This window comes from Sphingomonas sp. So64.6b (genome assembly GCF_014171475.1).
Taxonomy (GTDB): Bacteria; Pseudomonadota; Alphaproteobacteria; order Sphingomonadales; family Sphingomonadaceae; genus Sphingomonas; species Sphingomonas alpina_A.
The window spans coordinates 1,308,543-1,327,716 of the sequence record NZ_CP048817.1; the positions used below are offsets into that span (position 1 = coordinate 1,308,543).

At 62.9% G+C, this 19,174-nt stretch carries 19 protein-coding genes; 11 read left to right on the plus strand and 8 right to left on the minus strand.

The features are described 5' to 3' along the window. Positions 1–117: 117 nt before the first annotated feature. Positions 118–540, minus strand: coding sequence for a hypothetical protein (locus G4G27_RS06270; RefSeq protein ID WP_183112548.1), 423 nt, complete (start codon positions 538–540; stop codon positions 118–120). A 329-nt stretch (positions 541–869) separates the two neighbouring features. Here G4G27_RS06270 and G4G27_RS06275 point away from each other — a divergent pair, with 329 nt between their 5' ends. Beyond that, the gene (locus G4G27_RS06275) at positions 870–1,526 is read left to right on the plus strand and encodes a M23 family metallopeptidase (protein WP_183112549.1); all 657 of its coding nucleotides are present in this window, start codon (positions 870–872) and stop codon (positions 1,524–1,526) included. 145 nt (positions 1,527–1,671) lie between these two features. Here the strand turns inward: G4G27_RS06275 and G4G27_RS06280 are convergent, their stop codons facing one another. The 3 genes from G4G27_RS06280 to G4G27_RS06290 form a co-directional block, all read right to left on the minus strand. After that, positions 1,672–2,058, minus strand: a complete 387-nt coding sequence (locus G4G27_RS06280) for a VOC family protein (protein ID WP_183112550.1) — start codon at positions 2,056–2,058, stop codon at positions 1,672–1,674. Positions 2,059–2,151: 93 nt separating this feature from the next. Continuing rightward, positions 2,152–2,907 (minus strand): PPC domain-containing protein, encoded by a 756-nt coding sequence (locus G4G27_RS06285; protein WP_183112551.1) that lies wholly within the window; start codon positions 2,905–2,907, stop codon positions 2,152–2,154. Positions 2,908–3,168: 261 nt separating this feature from the next. Continuing rightward, positions 3,169–3,549, minus strand: a complete 381-nt coding sequence (locus G4G27_RS06290; RefSeq protein ID WP_183112552.1) for a small multi-drug resistant family protein — start codon at positions 3,547–3,549, stop codon at positions 3,169–3,171. 176 nt (positions 3,550–3,725) lie between these two features. On the opposite strand from G4G27_RS06290, the gene G4G27_RS06295 reads away from it, so the two are divergent. Beyond that, positions 3,726–4,904, plus strand: a complete 1,179-nt coding sequence (locus tag G4G27_RS06295) for a glycosyltransferase family 39 protein (protein ID WP_183112553.1) — start codon at positions 3,726–3,728, stop codon at positions 4,902–4,904. Further along, positions 4,901–6,343 carry a UbiA family prenyltransferase gene (locus G4G27_RS06300; protein WP_183112554.1) on the plus strand — a complete coding sequence of 481 codons (1,443 nt, stop codon included), beginning with the start codon at positions 4,901–4,903 and terminating at the stop codon, positions 6,341–6,343. The genes G4G27_RS06295 and G4G27_RS06300 overlap by 4 nt, the downstream gene beginning before the upstream one ends. 77 nt (positions 6,344–6,420) lie before the next feature. Here the strand turns inward: G4G27_RS06300 and G4G27_RS06305 are convergent, their stop codons facing one another. Together G4G27_RS06305 and G4G27_RS06310 are read right to left on the minus strand one after the other, a co-directional pair. Continuing rightward, positions 6,421–6,900 carry an RNA pyrophosphohydrolase gene (locus G4G27_RS06305; RefSeq protein ID WP_183112555.1) on the minus strand — a complete coding sequence of 160 codons (480 nt, stop codon included), beginning with the start codon at positions 6,898–6,900 and terminating at the stop codon, positions 6,421–6,423. Between the two features lie 162 nt (positions 6,901–7,062). Beyond that, positions 7,063–8,037 carry an alpha/beta hydrolase gene (locus G4G27_RS06310; RefSeq protein WP_183112556.1) on the minus strand — a complete coding sequence of 325 codons (975 nt, stop codon included), beginning with the start codon at positions 8,035–8,037 and terminating at the stop codon, positions 7,063–7,065. A gap of 64 nt (positions 8,038–8,101) precedes the next feature. On the opposite strand from G4G27_RS06310, the gene G4G27_RS06315 reads away from it, so the two are divergent. The 7 genes from G4G27_RS06315 to G4G27_RS06345 are packed head-to-tail and all read left to right on the plus strand — an operon-like array spanning position 8,102 to position 16,331. After that, positions 8,102–9,109, plus strand: coding sequence for a histone deacetylase (locus G4G27_RS06315; RefSeq protein WP_183112557.1), 1,008 nt, complete (start codon positions 8,102–8,104; stop codon positions 9,107–9,109). Continuing rightward, positions 9,090–10,976, plus strand: a complete 1,887-nt coding sequence (locus G4G27_RS06320) for a 2-oxoacid:acceptor oxidoreductase subunit alpha (RefSeq protein WP_183112558.1) — start codon at positions 9,090–9,092, stop codon at positions 10,974–10,976. Before G4G27_RS06315 ends, G4G27_RS06320 begins: the two co-directional genes overlap by 20 nt. Further along, entirely contained in the window at positions 10,973–12,007 is a 1,035-nt protein-coding gene (locus G4G27_RS06325; RefSeq protein WP_183112559.1) for a 2-oxoacid:ferredoxin oxidoreductase subunit beta, read from the plus strand. Before G4G27_RS06320 ends, G4G27_RS06325 begins: the two co-directional genes overlap by 4 nt. Beyond that, entirely contained in the window at positions 12,007–12,435 is a 429-nt protein-coding gene (locus G4G27_RS06330; RefSeq protein ID WP_183112560.1) for a hypothetical protein, read from the plus strand. Before G4G27_RS06325 ends, G4G27_RS06330 begins: the two co-directional genes overlap by 1 nt. Beyond that, positions 12,432–13,805, plus strand: a complete 1,374-nt coding sequence (locus G4G27_RS06335; protein ID WP_183112561.1) for a deoxyribodipyrimidine photo-lyase — start codon at positions 12,432–12,434, stop codon at positions 13,803–13,805. The genes G4G27_RS06330 and G4G27_RS06335 overlap by 4 nt, the downstream gene beginning before the upstream one ends. Positions 13,806–13,863: 58 nt before the next feature. After that, a complete protein-coding gene (locus G4G27_RS06340; RefSeq protein ID WP_183112562.1) occupies positions 13,864–15,132 on the plus strand; it encodes a cyclopropane-fatty-acyl-phospholipid synthase family protein in 1,269 nt (422 codons plus the stop codon). Positions 15,133–15,146: 14 nt separating this feature from the next. Next, entirely contained in the window at positions 15,147–16,331 is a 1,185-nt protein-coding gene (locus G4G27_RS06345) for a serine hydrolase domain-containing protein (protein WP_183112563.1), read from the plus strand. 21 nt (positions 16,332–16,352) lie between these two features. On the opposite strand, the gene G4G27_RS06350 is transcribed toward G4G27_RS06345, so the two are convergent. Both G4G27_RS06350 and purF read right to left on the minus strand, forming a co-directional pair. Next, a complete protein-coding gene (locus tag G4G27_RS06350; protein ID WP_183112564.1) occupies positions 16,353–17,063 on the minus strand; it encodes an SDR family NAD(P)-dependent oxidoreductase in 711 nt (236 codons plus the stop codon). Positions 17,064–17,227: 164 nt separating this feature from the next. Further along, entirely contained in the window at positions 17,228–18,694 is a 1,467-nt protein-coding gene (purF, locus tag G4G27_RS06355; RefSeq protein WP_183112565.1) for an amidophosphoribosyltransferase, read from the minus strand. 128 nt (positions 18,695–18,822) lie between these two features. Here purF and G4G27_RS06360 point away from each other — a divergent pair, with 128 nt between their 5' ends. Then, the gene (locus tag G4G27_RS06360) at positions 18,823–19,071 is read left to right on the plus strand and encodes a Rho termination factor N-terminal domain-containing protein (protein ID WP_183112566.1); all 249 of its coding nucleotides are present in this window, start codon (positions 18,823–18,825) and stop codon (positions 19,069–19,071) included. The last annotated feature ends 103 nt before the right edge of the window (positions 19,072–19,174 follow it).

A 19,174-nucleotide genomic window follows, 5' to 3' on the forward strand; every position in this document is an offset into this window, starting at 1 on the left:
TGGCCGTCGCTCGCGTGGTTCGGCGATCCATTCCGCATCAGCGATCTGTCGAACGCGGATGAGGTTCAGGGGGCAAGTATCGCCGAAACTTCCCCCGTTACCGGAAGAGAAAGAGGATCAGCTTACGTCCCGCCAGGATGGGATATATTGCAGAGCAAGGACCGGCACTTTCACGGGCGAATGAAAATTGAACGCGTTCGCGACGGCTGGGGTCGGGATCAGATGTTTCGCGTTCATCGATACCAGATACTGCGCCGGTGATCCGCCGCTGATCCCGATGAACGACAAATCCGACAATGCCGTACCCATCGGTATTGAGTTCGTGAGGTAATCGCTTGTCACAATCCCGTTCCAATCCCGGAAAACACTGTTAAATGTTCCGGGATCGGGGATCCAGTGCAGCTGGCCCCACATAACCAGGTAAATGGATGAGGCGGTACTCTTCACTATTCGCATGCCGTCATATTGTTTCCAGTCCACCGCGTCGGTCAACGTCGCCTGCGCCACCTTTGCGCTGACTTTCTTGATATCGCTACTCATATCCAAACCTTTCGGTAAGTTTCCGGATCAAGCCAACTCATGGACGTTCTCATAATGGCTAACGCACAACTATGATGGTGCATTGCCAATTATTGATCGATAGACTTATTTCGTCGGATCAGTGACAAGTTTTCGAACCATTTTGAACTTTGTTATCGGAGGTAAGTAATCGTCGGATAGTCAGCGGACATCATGTTTGTGGTAATTTGCGGAACGTCATCGAACCACCGGGCGGGGTTTCGCGAATGTCGGTCTTGTATGACATGGCGACAAGCGCGAAGAAGCGCCGGAGACTGGCCCGTCGGGCGGCAGCGAACAGGAGATATCCGATGTGGTCGGGAAAACTGGTTGTCATTCTGGGGGCGTCCGTTCTGGGGGCATCCGTTCTGGGGGCGTCATCGCCGCTCGCGGCTGCCGATACGGTCGCGACGTCCGACGGTGGCCCGAGCCACGGACAATATCGCCTTCCCTATGAGGACGGCACGACGGTGAAGGTGTTCGACGATTTCGTGACACACCGGCCGGTCGGCCGGGTCGATCTCTTCGCTGTCGCGGGCGCGAAGCCGTATAAGGTGCTGGCCGCCGCGGACGGCGTGGTGAAGGCGATCCAGGACGGATTTTCCGAACAATTGTCCGGCCGCGCCGCGAAGGATTGCCACAATAATTATGTGTGGATCGCTCATGCCGATGGCGAATGGTCCAATTATTCGCATGTCGCGCATGGTTCGGTGGCCGCTGCCGGCTTGCGCGTCGGCGATCGGGTCAAGGCCGGGCAGGTCATCGGGGTCGAGGGAGCGGTGGGATGCGCGATGCTCGACCATGTTCATTTCGAGATCGCGGTTCCGTCATCGGTCGATCCGATCGACGCCAATGGCTTCCTGACCGACAATGACGGCGGCAAGCGGGAACGCAATCCGCGTTTTTGCGGGCTCGGCGATCATCCCGCGGTCAAGGACCAGACCTATACCGCCCGTCCGTGTGATTGACCTGCGCGAGTCGCGAATGGTCGATAAGGGCAATCAAGCAACGGTGCGAACGGCGGCATGTGGCACAAGCCGTTGCTTCACAGGCGCGGCGTATGTGGTTCACCGCGCCGAGCCACGAATGACGTACTCCCAAATCGCGGCCCGCCTATTCCGGCGCGTGGCAGACCGCCTCGACATTGATGCCGTCGGGATCGAGCACGAAAGCGCCATAATAGGTCGGATGATAATGCGCGCGGATCCCGGGCGGACCGTTGTCGCGTCCGCCGGCAGCCAGGGCCGCCTGATAGAATGCGTCGACCTCGGCACGCGAGGCGGCGGAGAGGGCGATGTGCAGGCCTTCGCCAAGCGGGCCGTCATTGCCCAGCCAGAATGATGGTTTGCCGTTCCGGCCATAGCCGATGCCATGATATCCGCCCGATTGCTCCGGCGTGACTTCCATGACCGGGACTATGCCCAACGCCGACAATGCTGCGTCGTAGAAACGCCTGGATGCTTCGAAATCCGCGGCTCTGATCCCCAAATGGTCAATCACGGCGCATGCTCCCTCACATAAATGGCTCTTTCGCATTCCCGGGTTGGCTTTCGCGACTACGGGGCGTCGCCGAAAACCAATGCGTGCCCCGGATCAGGGCTGCTGCCCGACGCGCAAGCGGTAGCTTCCAGTGCTGTGATCGCTGGTCGAGCCCGTCGCACGCACGATATAGTCGGCGCTTTCCTCCGGCGTGAAGCTGAGAAAAGCGTTCATCTTGCCGCCGCTATCGTCATCGCCGGCAAGGGGGTCGGTGCTCTGGCGATTGCCTGCAGGATAGACCTGCAGCAGCGGATCGAGATCGTCGCCCTCATGATCCATCGAGATCAGGACTTGCTTGCCGCCCTCGAAGTGGAACACATAATCATCGATACGGCGGCCGCGTATTTCGCCATCCGTCTCGGTCAATGCGCCGTTATAATGTTTGAAGACGATGGTGCTGGTCCCGACCGGGGTTGGCCGCAACGGCGCCGGCAACGGCGGAAGGTCGCGCACCTTCAGCACATAGCCGCCCTTATTGTCGCCGACGGAGGACACACGCACGCGATAGGTCCCGCTCTGCGCGGGCGCGAATTCGATATAGGCGTTGGTCCCGTCGCCGCTATCGTCGTCTTCGGCGATCTGTTCATCATTATCGTCGGCGAGGGAGAGGCGCATTTTGGGGTCGAAATCTTCGGACTCCGCGCTGAACGCGTAGCGCTTTCCCGCCTCCAAAGGCAGTGTGCGGACCTGATAGGGGTGATCGTCGTCCTTCGGGCTGTTGCTGTCCAGCTGTCCCGGAAGCTGCCGTTCATTCTTGCCGGCGGTCTGCGCCGACGCCGGCGTAGCGACCATCGCGATGGCCGCAGTCATGGCCGAAGCCAGCGCCAGCCATTTCATTTTCATCCGCGACGTTCCGGTCATAGCGTTTCCCATTCACTTTCGGTTCCCCGGCGCGGCTAGCGAGGTCCGGCGCATCTGACAATTCCGAAAACATGGCATGGATGGGCGAAGCATCGGGCAACTAAGGAGCCCGTGCGGTGCGCGATGAGCGTAGCCGGCATCACAGCGCCCGCTTTCGACCCGAGTAGGTTGAAAAAAGGCGCTCGGCCTGTGCCAGCCGTCAAGCACACGCTATCCGCTTCGCGCCACCAATACGGCTCCAGCCATGATCAGCAACGTGCCGCTCAGGCGCGCGGCGTTCGCAGTTTCGCCCAGGAAGACGGTTCCGATCAGGAAAGTGAACACGAAGCCGAGTCCCACGAAAGGATAGGCCAGCGACAGGTCTACCCTGGACAGCACCGCGATCCAGAATCCGGCCGAGAGGGCATAGACGGCGAGTCCACCAATAAGCGTGGGGGTCGTGATCAACGCGATCGCTCGCGCTTCAAACGCGCCATCCCCGCCGAGCGCGGCGCGCACGGCCGGCGCGCTGGCCCCGAGCTTCAGCAGAAACTGCGCCGTCGCACTCAGCACGACGCTGCCCAGGATAAGGACGAGATCAGTCGTTTTCATGAATAATGCTCCGACGCGGTGGTAGAATCGCACCGGATAAGAAGTGCTTAATTGAATAGTAAGTCGGGCGAGCTAGCACCTGCGACATGCAGTCCCCCGGCTCAGCGAAACTCCTCCAATCGAGGAATGGGCCCAGCCTGGAATGGCGAGCTCTCGGCCTGGCGCTGGCGCTTGCCGTGGCCGCCCGGGCTTCCGCGATGGTCGTGCTTGAGGAACCCCTACTCAGTGATTCGGCTGCCTATTTCGAGATGGCGCGAACGCTGCTGGCTCCAGGGCCGATGCGCGATACCTATGGCAACGCCGCCTTCTACAGCCCCGGCTATCCGTTCGCCATGGCGCTCGCCTTTGCAATTGGCGGGGTGAAACTCGGTGCAGCACTGGCGCTCAATCTGGCGCTCGGCGCGATATCCACCTTGCTTGTCTATCTGCTCGCACGGCGCGCAACGGCGGATGGCCTTGTCGCGCTGATCGCCGCGGCCTCCTATGCCGTGCTGATCCCCGCAGTGGCCGGGTCTGCGTTCCTGCTGCGCGAGAATCTTTCGGTGCCGCTGCTGCTCGGCTTCACGTTGGCCGCCGTGCTGCTGCTCGATACCAGGCGTCCCAAGCTCGTCTCCGCCGTGTCAGGCGTTCTCTACGGAGCAGGAATGCTCGCCGGTGCGTCGGTAATTCTCACCGGCGCAGCAGTAGCGGTCGCCCTTTTATGGCGACGGGAGTCGTTACTTGAGACGGCAGTCGCCGCTCTCGCCTTCGCCGCCGGAGCCGCGCTAATCCTTGGTCCCTGGGTCGTTCATGTCGATCGGACGCTGGGTCGTCCCGTCCTGACGACCAACGGACCGTTCAACCTTTATATCGGCAACAATCCTGCCGCCGACGGCCGCTTCGTCAGCATGAAGGACACGCCGCTTGGCGCCCGGTGGCGCACGATTCGCGCCGACTATGGCGAGTTGCGCGCGACCGACTTCCTTGGTGCACAGGCGATGACGCATATCCAGACCCATCCGGTGCAAACCGGAGCCTTGGCGCTGCGGAAGCTGGCATTGTTTTGGGTGCCTGACTTTCCCGACAGCGAGGATCGCTCGAGCCCTGTCGTCACGGCGTTGCGCTGGGCGGATGTGCTACAGTTTACGCTGATCCTTGCCTTCGCCGTGCTCGCTATGGCGCAATGGCGGCGGCGGACCAGGGCGGAGCGCTTGATCCTCGTCACGATCGGCTGTTTCTGGGCGATCCATGCTGCGGCCTATGTGATGCCGCGCTACCGTCTCCCGGTGATGCCATTGCTGATCATCTCTGCGGCGAGCGTTGCGCTTCCGCTGATACGGCGCCCTCTCCAACGTGGCGATGCGGTGCTCGCATGAACGCGCCCGTCACCGGCCTGAAAGCGCCCGTCGGGCGTCCGCTTTATGTCGATCTGGACAGAACGCTGATCTCGGCTGATGTGTCGCTGGAGAATTGGCTGAATTTCGCCAAGCGTGGCATCGTACCCGCCTTGCTGCTGTGCTGGTGGCTGCTGCGCGGACGCGCCTATGCGAAATCCATGGTGGCGCGACGTGTCCGGCTCGATCCGGCAACCCTGCCTTACCGCGAAGAAGTGCTGGAGATCGTCCGCGCGGCGCGAGCCGACGGTCGGCGCGTCGTACTCGCCAGCGGGTCGCACCAGCGGCACGTTACGCGCGTTGCGCGCCATCTCGGGCTGTTCGACAATGCGGTCGGCTCAGTCGCCCGGCGCAACCTCAAGGGCCGCACCAAGCTTGCCTGGATCAACGCGGATGCGGACGGGCCTTTCGACTATGTCGGCGACAGCCGCGCCGACCGCCCGATCTGGTCCTCCGCGCATGAAGGCCTGACAGTCGGATATGATCCGCGACAGCGCCATGTGCGGTCGGTCACCCTTCGGCGTGTACCCATCTGGCGCGCGACGCTGAAAGCAATGCGGCCGCATCAATGGGCGAAGAACGCGCTGATCGGTGTTCCCTTGGCGACTTCGGGGCTCTGGTTTGAGCCACTGGCGACCCTGAAGACGGGCCTCGCTTTCCTGCTCTTCTCGCTGACGGCATCTGGCGTCTACCTGATCAACGATCTGCTCGATATCGAATCGGACCGCGCGCACCGCGTGAAGTTCAGCCGCCCGATTGCGTCCGGAACGCTGCCGATCCCGATTGCGATCGGGCTGGGTCTTGCGCTTCTCACCTTGCCGCTTCTCGCAGCCGCGCTGACGCTCGGCCTGGCCTTTGCGGCCGTAATGGCCACCTATCTCGTCGTCACGACGGCCTATTCGTTGCGGTTGAAGCAGGCGATGACGCTCGATGTGGTCGTGCTCGCCTGCCTCTACACCATACGGATCTTCGCCGGCGGCGTCGCCATCGAGGTAGCGGTCAGTTCCTGGCTGCTGACCTTTGCGGTGTTCTTCTTCCTCAGCCTGGCATATCTCAAGCGATATACCGAGCTCGCCGTCACCACTCAGCCACCGCACCGGCTCCTGAGCGGCCGCGGTTATGTCGGCAGCGACATCGAGATCGTGATGATGAGCGGCGTGGCGAGCGGGATGGTCTCCATCCTGGTGCTCGCGCTGTTTATCAAGAGCGCCTCGCCGGCATATCAGGGCGGTACGCCTGAACTGCTTTGGGGTCTTTGCCTGGTGCTGCTCTATTGGCTCAACCGCGTCTGGATGATGGCCCGGCGAGGCCAGGTCTCGGGCGATCCGATCGCTTTTGCCATCACCGACCGGCGCAGCCTCATTCTGGGCGCGATCGCGCTCGTCATCGCCCTGGCGGCACAGCGGCTGTCGCTACCGTGAAGAGTACTTGCCATAGGGCATCCTCCTCCTGACGATTGATGATCGATGATGCACTATCGGACTTCGGGACGACACATCTAGCCCAGATAGGACGCGAACCCGGCCAGCACTTCCTCGTACAGCGCTTTCTTGAACGGGACGATGACCTCGGGCAGTTCGGCCGGGTCGGCCCAGCGCCAGGTGCGGAATTCCTGGTGCCTGGTCTTGATGTCGACATCGCTGTTCTCGCCGAGGAAGCGGTAGAGGAACCAGCGCTGGCGCTGGCCGCGCCATTTTCCCTTCCACACCTTGCCGATCATGTCCTCGGGCAAGTCGTAGAATAGTTCGTCGTCGATCGTCGCGATCAGCTCGACCTTGTCGGGGGTGATGCCGGTTTCTTCGCCGAGCTCGCGGATCGCGGCTTGTTCGGCGTTCTCGCCGTCGTCGATCCCGCCTTGCGGCATTTGCCATGCCTCAAGCGTCGTATCGATGCGCTGGCCGACGAAGATCTTGCCCTGGGCGTTGAGCAGCATCACGCCGGCGCAGGGGCGGTAGGGCAGGGAGGATGGGTCGGTCATTGATCTTGTCCCGGTGGGATTGGTGCGAAACTGGAATCCTAGGGGGACCAGCGCAGCTGGTGGAGGGATCAGCCGGCAACGTGGCGCTTGGGGAAGTCCCCCTCCACCATTCGCTGAAGAAGCGAATGGTCCCCCTCCCCCTCCGGGGGAGGATTTGCGGTTTTAGCTTGCCGCCTGGGCCATGACGCGATTGGCTTCGGCTTCGGCGATGATGGTCCTGAGCACGGCCAGCGCGCCGGCGACGTCGCCCTGCGACGAGGGGATCGCCTGACGCAGTGTCACGAAGCCGTGGATGTTGCCGACCGCTTCACGGAAGATCGTCGGCACGCCGGCCGCGATCAGTGCGCCGGCATAGGCGCGGCCCTGATCGCGCAACGGATCGAGGCTCGCCGTCATCACCAGTGCGGGCGGTAGTCCGGCGAGATCGCCGACCAGTGGTGAGGCGCGGATATGCGTGCGTTCCGCCTTATAGGCGGCGTCGAACCATTCCATGCTCTCGCGGGTGAGCAGAAAGCCTTGGCCGAACTCGCTATAGGAGGGAAGCTCGCGGCTCGAATCGGTTGCCGGATAGATCGGGAATTGCGCGATCACCGGGACCTTGGCGGGGGTGTCGCGCAGCGCGACGGCGGTGACGATCGACAAATTGCCGCCCGCGCTGTCGCCGCACACGACCAGGCCGGTTACCGAACGGCCAAGCTCGGCGGGGCTTTCGGCGACCCAGCGCGCGGCCGCTTCGCAATCATCGGGTGCGGCGGGCCAGGCATGTTCGGGCGCGAGGCGATAATCGACCGCGATGAGCGGCAGGTCGAGCGCGCGCGCGATCTCGGCGCAGAAGCTCGCATGGCTGTCGAGATCGCCGATCACGAAGCCGCCGCCATGATAGAACATGACCGCAGGACCCGGCTCGCGCGATGCCCGGGCGTCGAACAGTCGCGCCGGGATGTCGCCGGCCGGGCCGGGAATGGTCAGGTCGGTGATCGTTGCGAGGTCGCCAACGGGCAAATCCGCGACATCCTTCATCGCGACATAGACGGCGCGCGCCGCGGGCGGCTCCAGCTCGTGCATCTTGGGGCCGGGGACGTTGTTGAGATAGGTCAGGAAGCCGCGCACATCTGGGCGGACGAAAGGATCGGACATCAGTGCTGTCTCCACATCTTCCGGGTGCATGGCGAAGCCCGGCGGTCGCGCTTACCTAAGGGGCATGATCGCGCTCGTCCATCACCCGGATTATGTCGCGCCCGCACCGGCGCGAAGCCAATATCAGTGGAACAAGAACGGCCTGATCCGCGACCTGCTGCGCGATAGCGATGCGGATCTGACCTGGTTTCAACCGGCGCCGATGCCGATCGAGTGGCTGGAGGCGGCGCACGACGCCGATTATGTCGCCGAAGTGCTGGAGGCACGTGTTCCCGCCTTCAAGGAACGGCGGATCGGTTTTCCGGTCACGCCGCTGGTCGCGCGCCGTGCCGCCATGGTGCCGGGCGGAACATGGCTGGCGGCGAGGCTGGCGCTCGACCATGGATTTGCCGCCAACACGGCGGGCGGCAGCCATCATGCGCTGGCCGATACCGGCGCGGGGTTTTGCGTGTTCAACGACCTTGCCATCGCAGCCATCCGCCTGACCGAGCAACGTATCGTCGAGCGCGTGCTGATCGTCGACTGCGATGTCCATCAGGGCGACGGCACCGCAGCACTGACCGCGGGCCGACCCGACATCGCGACCTATTCGATCCATGCGGAGAAGAATTTTCCGGTTCGGAAAGCGCGCTCGACGCTCGATGTGCCGCTGCCCGATGGGACTGGCGACGATGCCTATCTCGACGCGCTGCAAGGGACGCTGGAACCGATGCTCGACGCGTTCCAGCCCGACCTGATCCTGTATCAGGCGGGGGTCGATCCATTCGCGGGCGATCGTCTTGGTCGCCTCGATCTGTCGTTGGCGGGACTCGATCGCCGCGAGTCGCTGATTGCCGGGCTGGCGATCGATCGCGCCATCCCGCTCGCGAGTACGGTCGGCGGTGGTTATGGCACGGATGCGATGGAGGTCGCGCGGCGACATGTGGCATCGCTGCTCAGCCTGGGACGGGCCTTTGAAAAGAAGCGGTTGCACACGCCAACGCATTTTCTACCTTGGGTGGCAAGCGTCGCGGGCCTAGACGACGCACAGCAAAGTTTACAGGATGATGATAATGGCGACCGCCGTCCATGAGGTGACACCCGAAGAGGCGTCCGCCCACCCGCTTGCAGAATCCGTCGTGGTTCGTTTCGCCGGCGACTCGGGCGACGGCATGCAGCTGACCGGTGGCCAGTTCACTCTTTCGACCGCGCTGTCGGGCAATGACCTCGCGACCTTCCCCGATTTTCCGGCCGAGATCCGCGCGCCGCAGGGGACGTTGTTCGGCGTCTCCGCCTTCCAGATCAATTTCGGGTCGACCGCGATCGAGACCGCCGGCGATGCGCCCGATGTGCTGGTGGCGATGAACCCAGCGGCTTTGAAGACCAATGTCGATGCGCTGAAGCCTGGCGGCCTGATCATCGCCGACGAAGGCGAATTCTCGAAGCGCAACCTCGACAAGGCGAAATACGAGGTCAGTCCGCTGACCGACGGCAGCCTGGCCAAATGGCAGTTGCTCGCGTTCAACATCTCGCAGCTGACGCTCGATGCGGTGAAGCCGTTCGGGCTCGGCAACAAGGAAGCGCTGCGCTGCAAGAATATGTGGACGCTGGGGCTGGCGCTGTGGATGTTCGATCGCGACCGCCAGCCGATTATCGACTGGCTGAAGAGCAAGTTCGCCAAGATGCCGGTCCTTGCCGAAGCGAATATCGCCGCGTTGAATGCCGGTCATGCTTATGGCGAGACGGCCGAACTCGCCGGGGGCGGGCTTGGGGACGCAGGGCTCAGGCAGCATCATATCGCGGCGGCACCGGCGGAGGAGGGGCTTTACCGCACCGTCACCGGCGCCGAGGCGATCTCGCTCGGGCTGGTCGCGGGCGTGCAACTGGCCGATGTCCCGATGTTCTTCGGCGGCTATCCGATCACCCCGGCCTCTGCGATCCTGCATCACCTGTCGCGCCTCAAGGAATATGGCATCACGACCTTCCAGGCGGAGGACGAGATCGCCGCGATCGCCAGCGCGATCGGCGCGTCCTATGCCGGGCAGCTTGGCGTCACCTCGTCATCCGGCCCCGGCATCGCGCTCAAAGGCGAGGCGATGGGGCTGGCGATCATGACCGAACTGCCTTTGGTCATCGTCAATTCGCAGCGTGGCGGTCCCTCGACCGGCCTGCCGACCAAGACCGAGCAGTCGGATCTCTATCAGGCGGTCTATGGCCGCAACGGCGACGCGCCGATGCCGGTGATCGCGGCGCGCTCGCCCGCCGACGCGTTCGATTGCGCGATCGAGGCGGTGCGCATCGCGGTGCAATATATGACGCCGGTGATGCTGCTCACCGACGGCTATATCGCCAATGCCGCCGAGCCGTGGAAGGTGCCCGACATGAGCACCTACGCCCCGTTCCCGGTGACCTATCTCGACCATGTGCCGGAGGGTGGTTTCCTGCCCTATGGCCGCGACGAGAAGCTGGCGCGGCCCTGGGTCAAGCCCGGCACGCCCGGCCTGCTCCATCGCATCGGCGGGATCGAAAAGCAGATCGGCACCGGCAACATCGAATATGGCGCCGCCAACCACCAGAAAATGACCGAGATCCGCCGCGACAAGGTCGCGAATATCGCGATCCCCGATCAGGAGGTCGAGCTTGGCGAAACGAGCGGCAAGCTGGCGATCGTCGGCTGGGGCTCGACTTTCGGGCCGATTCATCAGGCGGTGCGGCGCATGCGTCGCAAGGGCCATGACGTCAGCCATATCCATATCCGCCATATCTGGCCGATGCCGGCAAATCTCGGCGACTTGCTAAAGGGTTATGAGAAGATCATCGTGCCGGAAATGAATACGGGCCAGCTCAAGACGGTGCTGCGCGACCAGTTCCTGGTCGATGCGAAACCGCTCAACAAGATTTCCGGCCAACCCTTCATGATCTCAGAGATCGAAGCTGCCATCGAAAGCGCACTCGCATGAACGACATGACCCCTATCGCGAAGACCACGCCGAAGGACTGGGAAACCGACCAGGAAGTGCGCTGGTGCCCGGGTTGCGGCGATTATGCGATCCTGAAGGCTGTGCAGCGGACCATGCCCGAACTGGGCGTGCGGCCGGAAAACACCGTGTTCGTCAGCGGCATCGGCTGCTCGTCGCGTTTCCCATATTATATGGAGACGTACGGGTTCCACACCATCCATGGCCGCGCGCCGGCGGTGGCGACCGGGGTCAAGCTGGCCAATCCCGATCTCGACGTGTGGATCATCACCGGTGACGGCGATGCGCTGTCGATCGGCGGCAATCACACGATGCATTTGCTGCGCCGCAATCTCGATTGCCAGGTGCTGTTGTTCAACAACGAGATTTACGGCCTGACCAAGGGGCAATATTCGCCGACCAGCCGGGTCGGCACGCGCTCGCCCTCGACGCCGTTCGGCTCGGTCGACCGGCCGGCCAGCCCATGTGCGTTTGCGCTGGGTTCGGGCGCGCGCTTCGTCGCGCGTGCGATCGATGTGAACAAGAATCTGCCGTCGGTGCTGAAGGCCGCGCATGCGCACAAGGGCGCGAGCTTCATCGAGATCTATCAGAATTGCATCGTTTATAATGACGATGTGTTCGCCAGCTTCACCGACAAGGACAAGGCGCAGGCCGGGCAGTTGTGGGTCGAGCATGGCCAGCCTTTGCTGTTTGCCGGCGGGACCAAGGGCATTGCGCTCGATCAGGAGCGGCTGATCCTCAAGATCGTCGATGTCGTCGATGGCGACTGGGCGGCGGCGAAGGTCATCGTGCATGACCAGACCAACCGCGCGGTCGCGCATATGCTGGTCGAACTGCCGCTGGGCACCTTCCCGGTCGCGCTTGGCGTGATCTACAATGATCCGGCGCCGACTTTCGAAAGCGCGGTTGTCGCGCAGAACAAGCAGGCGTCCGAGGGCAAGAAGCCCGACCTGCAGAAATTGCTGTCGCAGGGGCAGACCTGGCAGGTTGAGAAACAGCCGCACACGATGTGATGATCCCAGCGCTGGCCTTGCTTGCATCGCTGCCCTTTGCGCAGGCCTCCGAACAGCCGGTAGCAAGGCCGTCTCTGTCGATCGTCATTGCCAGGATGGTGACGACGAAATGGACCGGGGAAGACACGTGTCCCCCAGATTTCATCTGCATGCGATATCCCAATCGAGCAAAATTCGATCGGGGCAGAACGATCAGCGGACCGCCCGTCCCGGCAAAGTTCGTTGGCCGTATCTGGGTTCACGCCGTCCAGCCTAAGACAAGGCTGGGAATGCTGGTCGAACGTGTCGGTGATCGCTATGAGATTCGTGCCTGGGTCTATCCATCAAAAGATCATAAGTTCTGCTTTCAACAAACGGTATTGGCGGAATTTTCGGTTGATTTGACTGGTACGGACAGGGATGGTGAGGATGCCTGTATTGCCGAATGACTGACCCAGTTCTGCTCTGGCTGCGCCGGGATCTGCGTCTGAGCGATCAGGCCGCGCTGACCGCCGCCGCGGGGGAAGGGCCGGTCATTCCGGTTTATGTTCTTGACGACGAGACCCCAAGGCACCGCAGGATGGGCGGGGCCTCGCGCTGGTGGTTGCACCATAGCCTCCGGTCGCTCGACGCTGGTCTTCGCGCCAAAGGTTCGCGACTGATCCTGCGACAGGGCAAGTCCGATGAAGTGCTGGCCGAACTTGCCAAGGAAACCGGCGCGACGCGGGTGCATTGCCTGCGGCATTACGAGCCATGGTGGCGCAACGCCGAGAAGACGGTCGCGAAGTCGCTCGGCCTTGTCTGTCATGACGGCAATTATCTGCTTCCACCGGGATCGGTGACCACCGGCGCGGGACAGCCTTACAAGATCTACACGCCGTTCTGGCGCGCGCTGAACGAGCATATGCCGCCAGCACCGGGCGCGCCGGAGCCGCACATCATCCCGACGCCGGAGCATTGGCCGAAAAGCGACCATCTGAGCGACTGGAAGCTGCTGCCCAGCAAACCGGACTGGGCAGGGGGCTTTGGCAGGGAATGGACGCCAGGCGAAGCGGGGGGCGCTGAACGGCTCGACCACTTCATCCCGAAAGCGGCGCATTACGATATCGGCCGCAACCTGCCCGCCGAAGAATCGAGTTCGCGCCTGTCGCCGCATCTTCATTTCGGCGAAATCTCGCCGGCGACGGTGTGGCATCACAGTCTGAAGGCAGAAGGCGACACAACGACCTTCCTGAAGGAGATCGCCTGGCGCGACTATGCGCAGAATGTGATCCTGCAATTTCCCGATTACGGCAAAACCAATGGCCGGCCGGCGTTGGACGATCTGGCCTGGCGAACCGGGGCGGAGGCCGATGCCGACCTAAAGGCGTGGAAGACTGGACAGACCGGTTATCCGATCGTCGATGCCGGCATGCGCCAGCTCTGGACCACCGGCTGGATGCACAACCGCGTGCGAATGATCGCGGCGTCGTTCCTGATCAAGCATTTGCTGATCGACTGGCGGGTCGGAGAACAATGGTTCTGGGATACGCTGGTCGATGCCGATTACGCCAGCAACAGCGTCAACTGGCAATGGACCGCCGGCACGGGCGTCGATTCGAACATGTTCGTGCGCATCATGGCGCCGCTGAGCCAGTCGGAGAAATTCGCCGCAGGCGATTATATTCGCGAATGGGTGCCCGAACTGGCCGGGCTGGGTGACGATGCGATCCACGATCCCGATGCGTTCGGGCGGCGCCCGGCAGCCTATCCGGCGAAGATCATCGGTCACCGCGAGGCGCGGGAACGCGCGCTTGCGGCGGTCCGACAGGTGAAGTGACGGCGCCCTCCAAGAATCGCTTTTCGCCGCCCCGCGCCGGGTGCATGAGGCTGCGGATATGAACGTAACCGTGCCAAACAGGGGGCGCCGGTTCGGGGCGCGGACCGCGCGGGGAGAGGGAAGCGGCGGCTGGCTGCTCAACCGCTTTTCGTGGGCGTTCCACCGTATCCTCGACCGGATCGACCAAGGCCTTGAGCATGGCGCGATCGAGGCGTCGCTGCCCGATGGCACGCGACGTTTGCTCGGCGGGCGGGCGCCGGGGCCGGTGCCGGTCGTCGACGTGCGCAGCTGGCGGGCGCTGCTGCGGCTGATCCGCAGTGGATCGGCCGGCTGGTACACCGCATGGTTGGCGGGTGAATGGTCGAGCCCCGATCCGGTGCCGCTGTTCGATCTGTTCATGCGCAACGGGCGATCGCTGGGCGACACGGCGCGGGCCGGGGGCTTGTCGCGCCTGACGCGGCGCATCGGTCATTGGCTGCGTCGCAACGACAAGGCCGGGGCGCGGCGCAATATCGAATTCCATTACGATCTTGGTAATGATTTCTATAGCTTATGGCTCGATCCTGGCATGACTTATTCGAGCGCGCTGTTCGCCGAGCCGGTCGACCCAGCGCAATCGCTCGAAGCGGCGCAGGCGGCCAAGCTGCAGGCGATGCTCGATCGGACGGCGACCAGGCCGGGCGATACGATCCTCGAAATCGGTAGTGGCTGGGGTTCGTTCGCCGAACTTGCCGCACGAGCAGGGCGCAAGATCCATGGCATCACGCTGTCGGCGGAACAGAAGGCGATGGTCGACCAGCGCATGGTCGATGCCGGGCTGGACGGCGTCACCGTTTCGCTGACCGATTATCGCGATGTCGCCGGAAGCTATGACGCGGTGGTCAGCATCGAGATGGTCGAGGCGGTCGGACAGCAATATTGGCCGGCTTATCTTCAAGCGATCGCCCGCGCGCTGAAGCCCGGCGGGCGTGCCGCGATCCAGTATATCATCATCGATGACGCGCTGTTCGAGAGCTATGCGCGTAACGTCGACTTCATCCAGCGCTTCGTTTTTCCGGGCGGCATGCTGTTGTCGGAAAGCCGTTTTCGCACGCTCGCCGAACGCAACGGGCTGGTCTGGCAGGACCGGGTCGGCTTTGGCCAGCATTATGCCGAAACGCTGCGGCGCTGGCGGGTGAATTTCGACACGGCGGTCGAGGCGGGAAACCTCCCACCGGAATTCGATACGGATTTCGTGGACTTATGGCGCTATTATCTGATGTATTGCGAAGGCGGCTTCCGCGGCGGCGGTATCGATGTCGCGCAAGTGACGCTGGTAAAACAATAAAAGGGGAGATGAGCATGCGGCGGCTGGCGATATTGGGCGCGATAGCGCTGGCGGGGATCGCAACTCATGTCGAGCACAGCAGTGCGCAAGCGGTTGAATCACCTGACGTCCGCCTGTCGACCGGCGATTCGGACAAATTGCGCAGCGCCGGCGCGACGATCCTGTTCTGGTCGCAGGCGCAGCGCGACCAGAATTTCCCGGCGATGGAAAAGCTCTTTCCCGGGCACATCGCCAGGGCGGGCGGCAAGGTCCATCGCTTGCCACAAGGCAAGCCGCTGCCGCTCGATGCAGCGACGATCGACGCCTATATGGCGGCGCAGAATGTCGCCGGGCTGATCGTGCTGCAGGACGGCAAGATCCGCCTCGAACGCTATGCCCGCGGCTATTCCGCCACCGGGCGCTACACGTCATTCTCGGTCGCCAAGTCGTTCAGCTCGACTCTGGTCGGCGCGGCGATCCGCGACGGTTATATCAAGTCGGTGTCGGAGCCGGTGACCAAATACATCCCGGAACTGGCCGGCAGCGGCTATGACGGCGTGACCATCAAGCAATTGCTGACGATGACCTCGGGCGTGAAATGGAACGAGAGTTATTTCGATCCGAAATCCGACGTCGCGACGATGTATTCGAAACCGGTGCCGGCCGGCGTCGATCCGACCGTCGCCTATATGCGCACCTTGCCGCGCGAAACGCCGCCGGGCGAGAAATGGGTCTACAAGACCGGCGAGACCAATCTGATCGGGGTGCTGGTGACCAAGGCCACCGGCAAGCCGCTGGCGACCTATCTCAGCGAGAAGGTGTGGAAGCCCTATGGCATGGAGCGCGACGCGTTCTGGATGATCGACCAGTCGGGCCAGGAAATCGGCGGTTGCTGCCTGTCGGTCTCGCTGCGCGACTATGCGCGGATGGGCCAGCTGGTGCTCGACGGCGGCAAGGGCATCGTGCCAGATGGCTGGTTCGCCGATGCGACCCGCGCGCAAGTCGAGACCTCGCCGGCTTATGGCTATGGCTATCAATGGTGGACTTATCCCAACGGCTATTTCGGCGCGCAGGGGATTTTCGGCCAGAGCATCTTCATCGACCCGGCAAAGAAGATCGTCATCGCGGTATCGGGGGCCTGGCCGAAAGCGACTGGCGACGATTTGAAGACGGAGCGGGCGGTGTTTCAGTTGCAGGTGATCGAGGCGGCGGGGAAGTAACTTCCTCGCCGGTTCGGTGGGTCAGTCGACCCGCTCGAAATGCCCGGTGTCGAAATCCTCGTCGATGAGTGTGACGATCCGGTCCGCCACGACTTCCGGTTCCTTGACCGAGGCGGGGTCTTCGCCCGGATAGGCGCGCGCGCGCATCGCAGTGCGGGTCGCGCCGGGATCGATGATCGCGGTGCGGATCGAGCTGATCCGCTGCATCTCGTCGCCATAGGCCGCGATCAGCGTCTCGAACGCCGCCTTGGACGCGCCATACAGGCCCCAGAAAGCACGCGGTTTTCGTCCGACGCTGGAAGTGATGCCGAGCACACGAGCGCGCGGCGATTTGCGCAGCATCGGGTCGAACGCGGCGATCAACGCGGCCTGTGCGCTGACGTTGAGCGTCAGCACTTGCGCCAGTTCCTTCGCATCGATCGCTGGCACCGGTGCAAGGCTGCCGAGCATGCCGGCGTTCAACACCATGATGTCGAGTTTTTCCCAGCGCTCGCCGATCGCCGCGCCGAGCCGCGCGATGCTGTCGGTTTCGGTCAGGTCGAGCGGCGCGATCGTTGCGCTGCCGCCGGCGTCGAAGATCGCGGTCTCGACCTGCTCCAGATCCTTGGCGGTCCGTGCGGTGAGAATGACATGCGCGCCCGCGGCGGCCAGTGCCCTGGCGGTTGCCGCGCCGATCCCGCGGCTGGCGCCGGTGACGAGAGCGATCTGGTTGGCGAGGGGCTTGTCGGTCATGGGCAATTCCGTAGTTTAGCCGTCACCCTGAACTTGTTTCGGGGTCCAGGCGCGGTCATCTGCCAAACGGGCGACGCTCATGGGGTCAATGACCGCGCATGGATGCTGAAACAAGTTCAGCATGACGTTATTTTTGTGGGTTAGCTGACCCGCTCCGCCAGCAATTAGCTCACTCGCTCCGCGAGAAGGGCGAACTGGTCGACCGAAGCGACATCGTCGTGATCGGTCAGCATCGTCGGATAATCGCCGGTGAAACAGGCGTCGCAATGGCTCGGGCGGTTGGCCGCGCGGCCCGGCTCGCCGAGCGCCTTGTACAGTCCGTCGATCGACACGAACGCAAGGCTGTCGGCCTGGATATAGGTGTTCATCTCGTCGATGTTCATGTTGGCGGCGAGCAGCTTGCCGCGCTCGGGCGTATCGACGCCATAGAAGCAGCTATGCCGGGTCGGCGGGCTGGCGATGCGCATATGCACTTCCGCCGCGCCGGCATCGCGCATCATCTGCACGATCTTCAAGGAGGTCGTGCCGCGCACGATCGAATCGTCGATCAGCACGACGCGCTTGCCCTTGATCAGCGCGCGATTGGCATTGTGCTTCAGTTTGACGCCGAGATGCCGGACTTCGTTGTTCGGCTGGATGAAGGTGCGCCCGACATAATGCGAGCGGATGATGCCGAGTTCGAACGGAATGCCCGATTGCTGCGCATAACCGATCGCGGCGGGCGTGCCCGAATCGGGCACCGGGATGACCAGATCGGCATCGACCGGGCTTTCGATCGCCAGCTGCGCGCCGATTTCCTTGCGCACGGTATAGACGCTGCGGTCGTCCGAAATCGAATCGGGGCGCGAGAAATAGACATATTCGAAGATGCACGGCCTGGGCTCGGTCGGCGCGAAGGGGCGGTGCGAAGACATCTCGCTGCCCTTGACGATGACCAGCTCACCCGGCTCGATCGAGCGCACGAATGTCGCGCCGACCACATCCAGCGCGACGGTTTCCGACGCGAAGATGATCGTCTCGCCAAGCTTGCCCATGACCAGCGGGCGGATGCCAAGCGGATCGCGGCAGGCGATCATGCCCTCCGGCGTCATCACGATCAGCGAATAGGCGCCCTCGACTCGCTTCAGCGCGTCGATGAACTTGTCGACAAAGGTGCGATAGTTGGACGTCGCGACGAGATGGATGATCGTCTCGGTGTCGGAGGTCGACTGGAAGATCGATCCGCGCCGCACCAGGTCGCGCCGTAGCCGCATCGCGTTCGAGATATTGCCGTTGTGCGCGATCGCGAAGCCGCCTGAGGCGAGATCGGCATAAAGCGGCTGGACGTTGCGCAGCGCGGTTTCGCCGGTGGTCGAATAGCGAACATGGCCGCACGCGACATTGCCGCGCAGCGCATTCATGATCGCCGGGCTGTCGAAATTGCCCGCGACATGGCCCATCGCACGGTGCGTATGAAATTCGGCGCCGTCGAAACTGGTGATTCCCGCGGCCTCCTGGCCACGATGTTGCAGCGCATGGAGACCGAGCGCGACAAGCGCCGCAGCGCCGTCACTACCGGTTGCGCCAAAGATACCGCACTCTTCATGCAGCTTGTCCCCATCGAGGACGTCGAACGGATTGGTTGTCAGCATGGCGCCCTTCAGGGGGGTAGCGTCGCCCGCCATATAGGGAGCCGATCCGGGTTTGTCGCGCTTTTGTCACATCGATCGGGAGCATTTTGCCGCATCGACGGTTTTCTGCGGGTCAGGAGGCGTTTGTCATGGCCAAGGACCACGGACCGACAGTCAAGAACGATAAATTATACGAGGATTTGCGCCGCGACGGTGCATCGAAGGAGAAGGCGGCACGGATTGCCAATGCCAAGGCGGCGGGAACGCTCGACCATCGCGGCACCGACCTAGAAGATCGCACCAAGGCCGATTTGATGAAGGAAGCGGGCGAGATCGGCATCGAGGGCCGGTCGAAAATGGACAAGGCGGATCTGGTCAAGGCGATTCGCAAGGGGTGATGATAGGTCGCCGGCCTTCTCTCCATCACCACTTCCGTCATCCCAGCGAAGGCCGGGATCTCAATGAGGAAGGTGCGACGCCAGCCCCACAAAGACCCCAGCC

Excerpts from the sequence above, each read along its gene's own strand:
- G4G27_RS06310 (WP_183112556.1), bottom strand. The coding sequence starts at position 8,037 with ATGTCCGATCCTTTCGTCCGCCCAGATGTGCGCGGCTTCCTGACCTAT.
- G4G27_RS06290 (WP_183112552.1), bottom strand. The coding sequence starts at position 3,549 with ATGAAAACGACTGATCTCGTCCTTATCCTGGGCAGCGTCGTGCTGAGT.
- G4G27_RS06275 (WP_183112549.1), top strand. The coding sequence starts at position 870 with ATGTGGTCGGGAAAACTGGTTGTCATTCTGGGGGCGTCCGTTCTGGGG.
- G4G27_RS06350 (WP_183112564.1), bottom strand. The coding sequence starts at position 17,063 with ATGACCGACAAGCCCCTCGCCAACCAGATCGCTCTCGTCACCGGCGCC.
- G4G27_RS06360 (WP_183112566.1), top strand. The coding sequence starts at position 18,823 with ATGGCCAAGGACCACGGACCGACAGTCAAGAACGATAAATTATACGAG.
- G4G27_RS06325 (WP_183112559.1), top strand. The coding sequence starts at position 10,973 with ATGAACGACATGACCCCTATCGCGAAGACCACGCCGAAGGACTGGGAA.
- G4G27_RS06305 (WP_183112555.1), bottom strand. The coding sequence starts at position 6,900 with ATGACCGACCCATCCTCCCTGCCCTACCGCCCCTGCGCCGGCGTGATG.
- G4G27_RS06285 (WP_183112551.1), bottom strand. The coding sequence starts at position 2,907 with ATGACTGCGGCCATCGCGATGGTCGCTACGCCGGCGTCGGCGCAGACC.
- G4G27_RS06315 (WP_183112557.1), top strand. The coding sequence starts at position 8,102 with ATGATCGCGCTCGTCCATCACCCGGATTATGTCGCGCCCGCACCGGCG.
- G4G27_RS06335 (WP_183112561.1), top strand. The coding sequence starts at position 12,432 with ATGACTGACCCAGTTCTGCTCTGGCTGCGCCGGGATCTGCGTCTGAGC.
- G4G27_RS06345 (WP_183112563.1), top strand. The coding sequence starts at position 15,147 with ATGCGGCGGCTGGCGATATTGGGCGCGATAGCGCTGGCGGGGATCGCA.
- G4G27_RS06270 (WP_183112548.1), bottom strand. The coding sequence starts at position 540 with ATGAGTAGCGATATCAAGAAAGTCAGCGCAAAGGTGGCGCAGGCGACG.
- G4G27_RS06320 (WP_183112558.1), top strand. The coding sequence starts at position 9,090 with ATGGCGACCGCCGTCCATGAGGTGACACCCGAAGAGGCGTCCGCCCAC.
- G4G27_RS06330 (WP_183112560.1), top strand. The coding sequence starts at position 12,007 with ATGATCCCAGCGCTGGCCTTGCTTGCATCGCTGCCCTTTGCGCAGGCC.
- purF (WP_183112565.1), bottom strand. The coding sequence starts at position 18,694 with ATGCTGACAACCAATCCGTTCGACGTCCTCGATGGGGACAAGCTGCAT.
- G4G27_RS06300 (WP_183112554.1), top strand. The coding sequence starts at position 4,901 with ATGAACGCGCCCGTCACCGGCCTGAAAGCGCCCGTCGGGCGTCCGCTT.
- G4G27_RS06340 (WP_183112562.1), top strand. The coding sequence starts at position 13,864 with ATGAACGTAACCGTGCCAAACAGGGGGCGCCGGTTCGGGGCGCGGACC.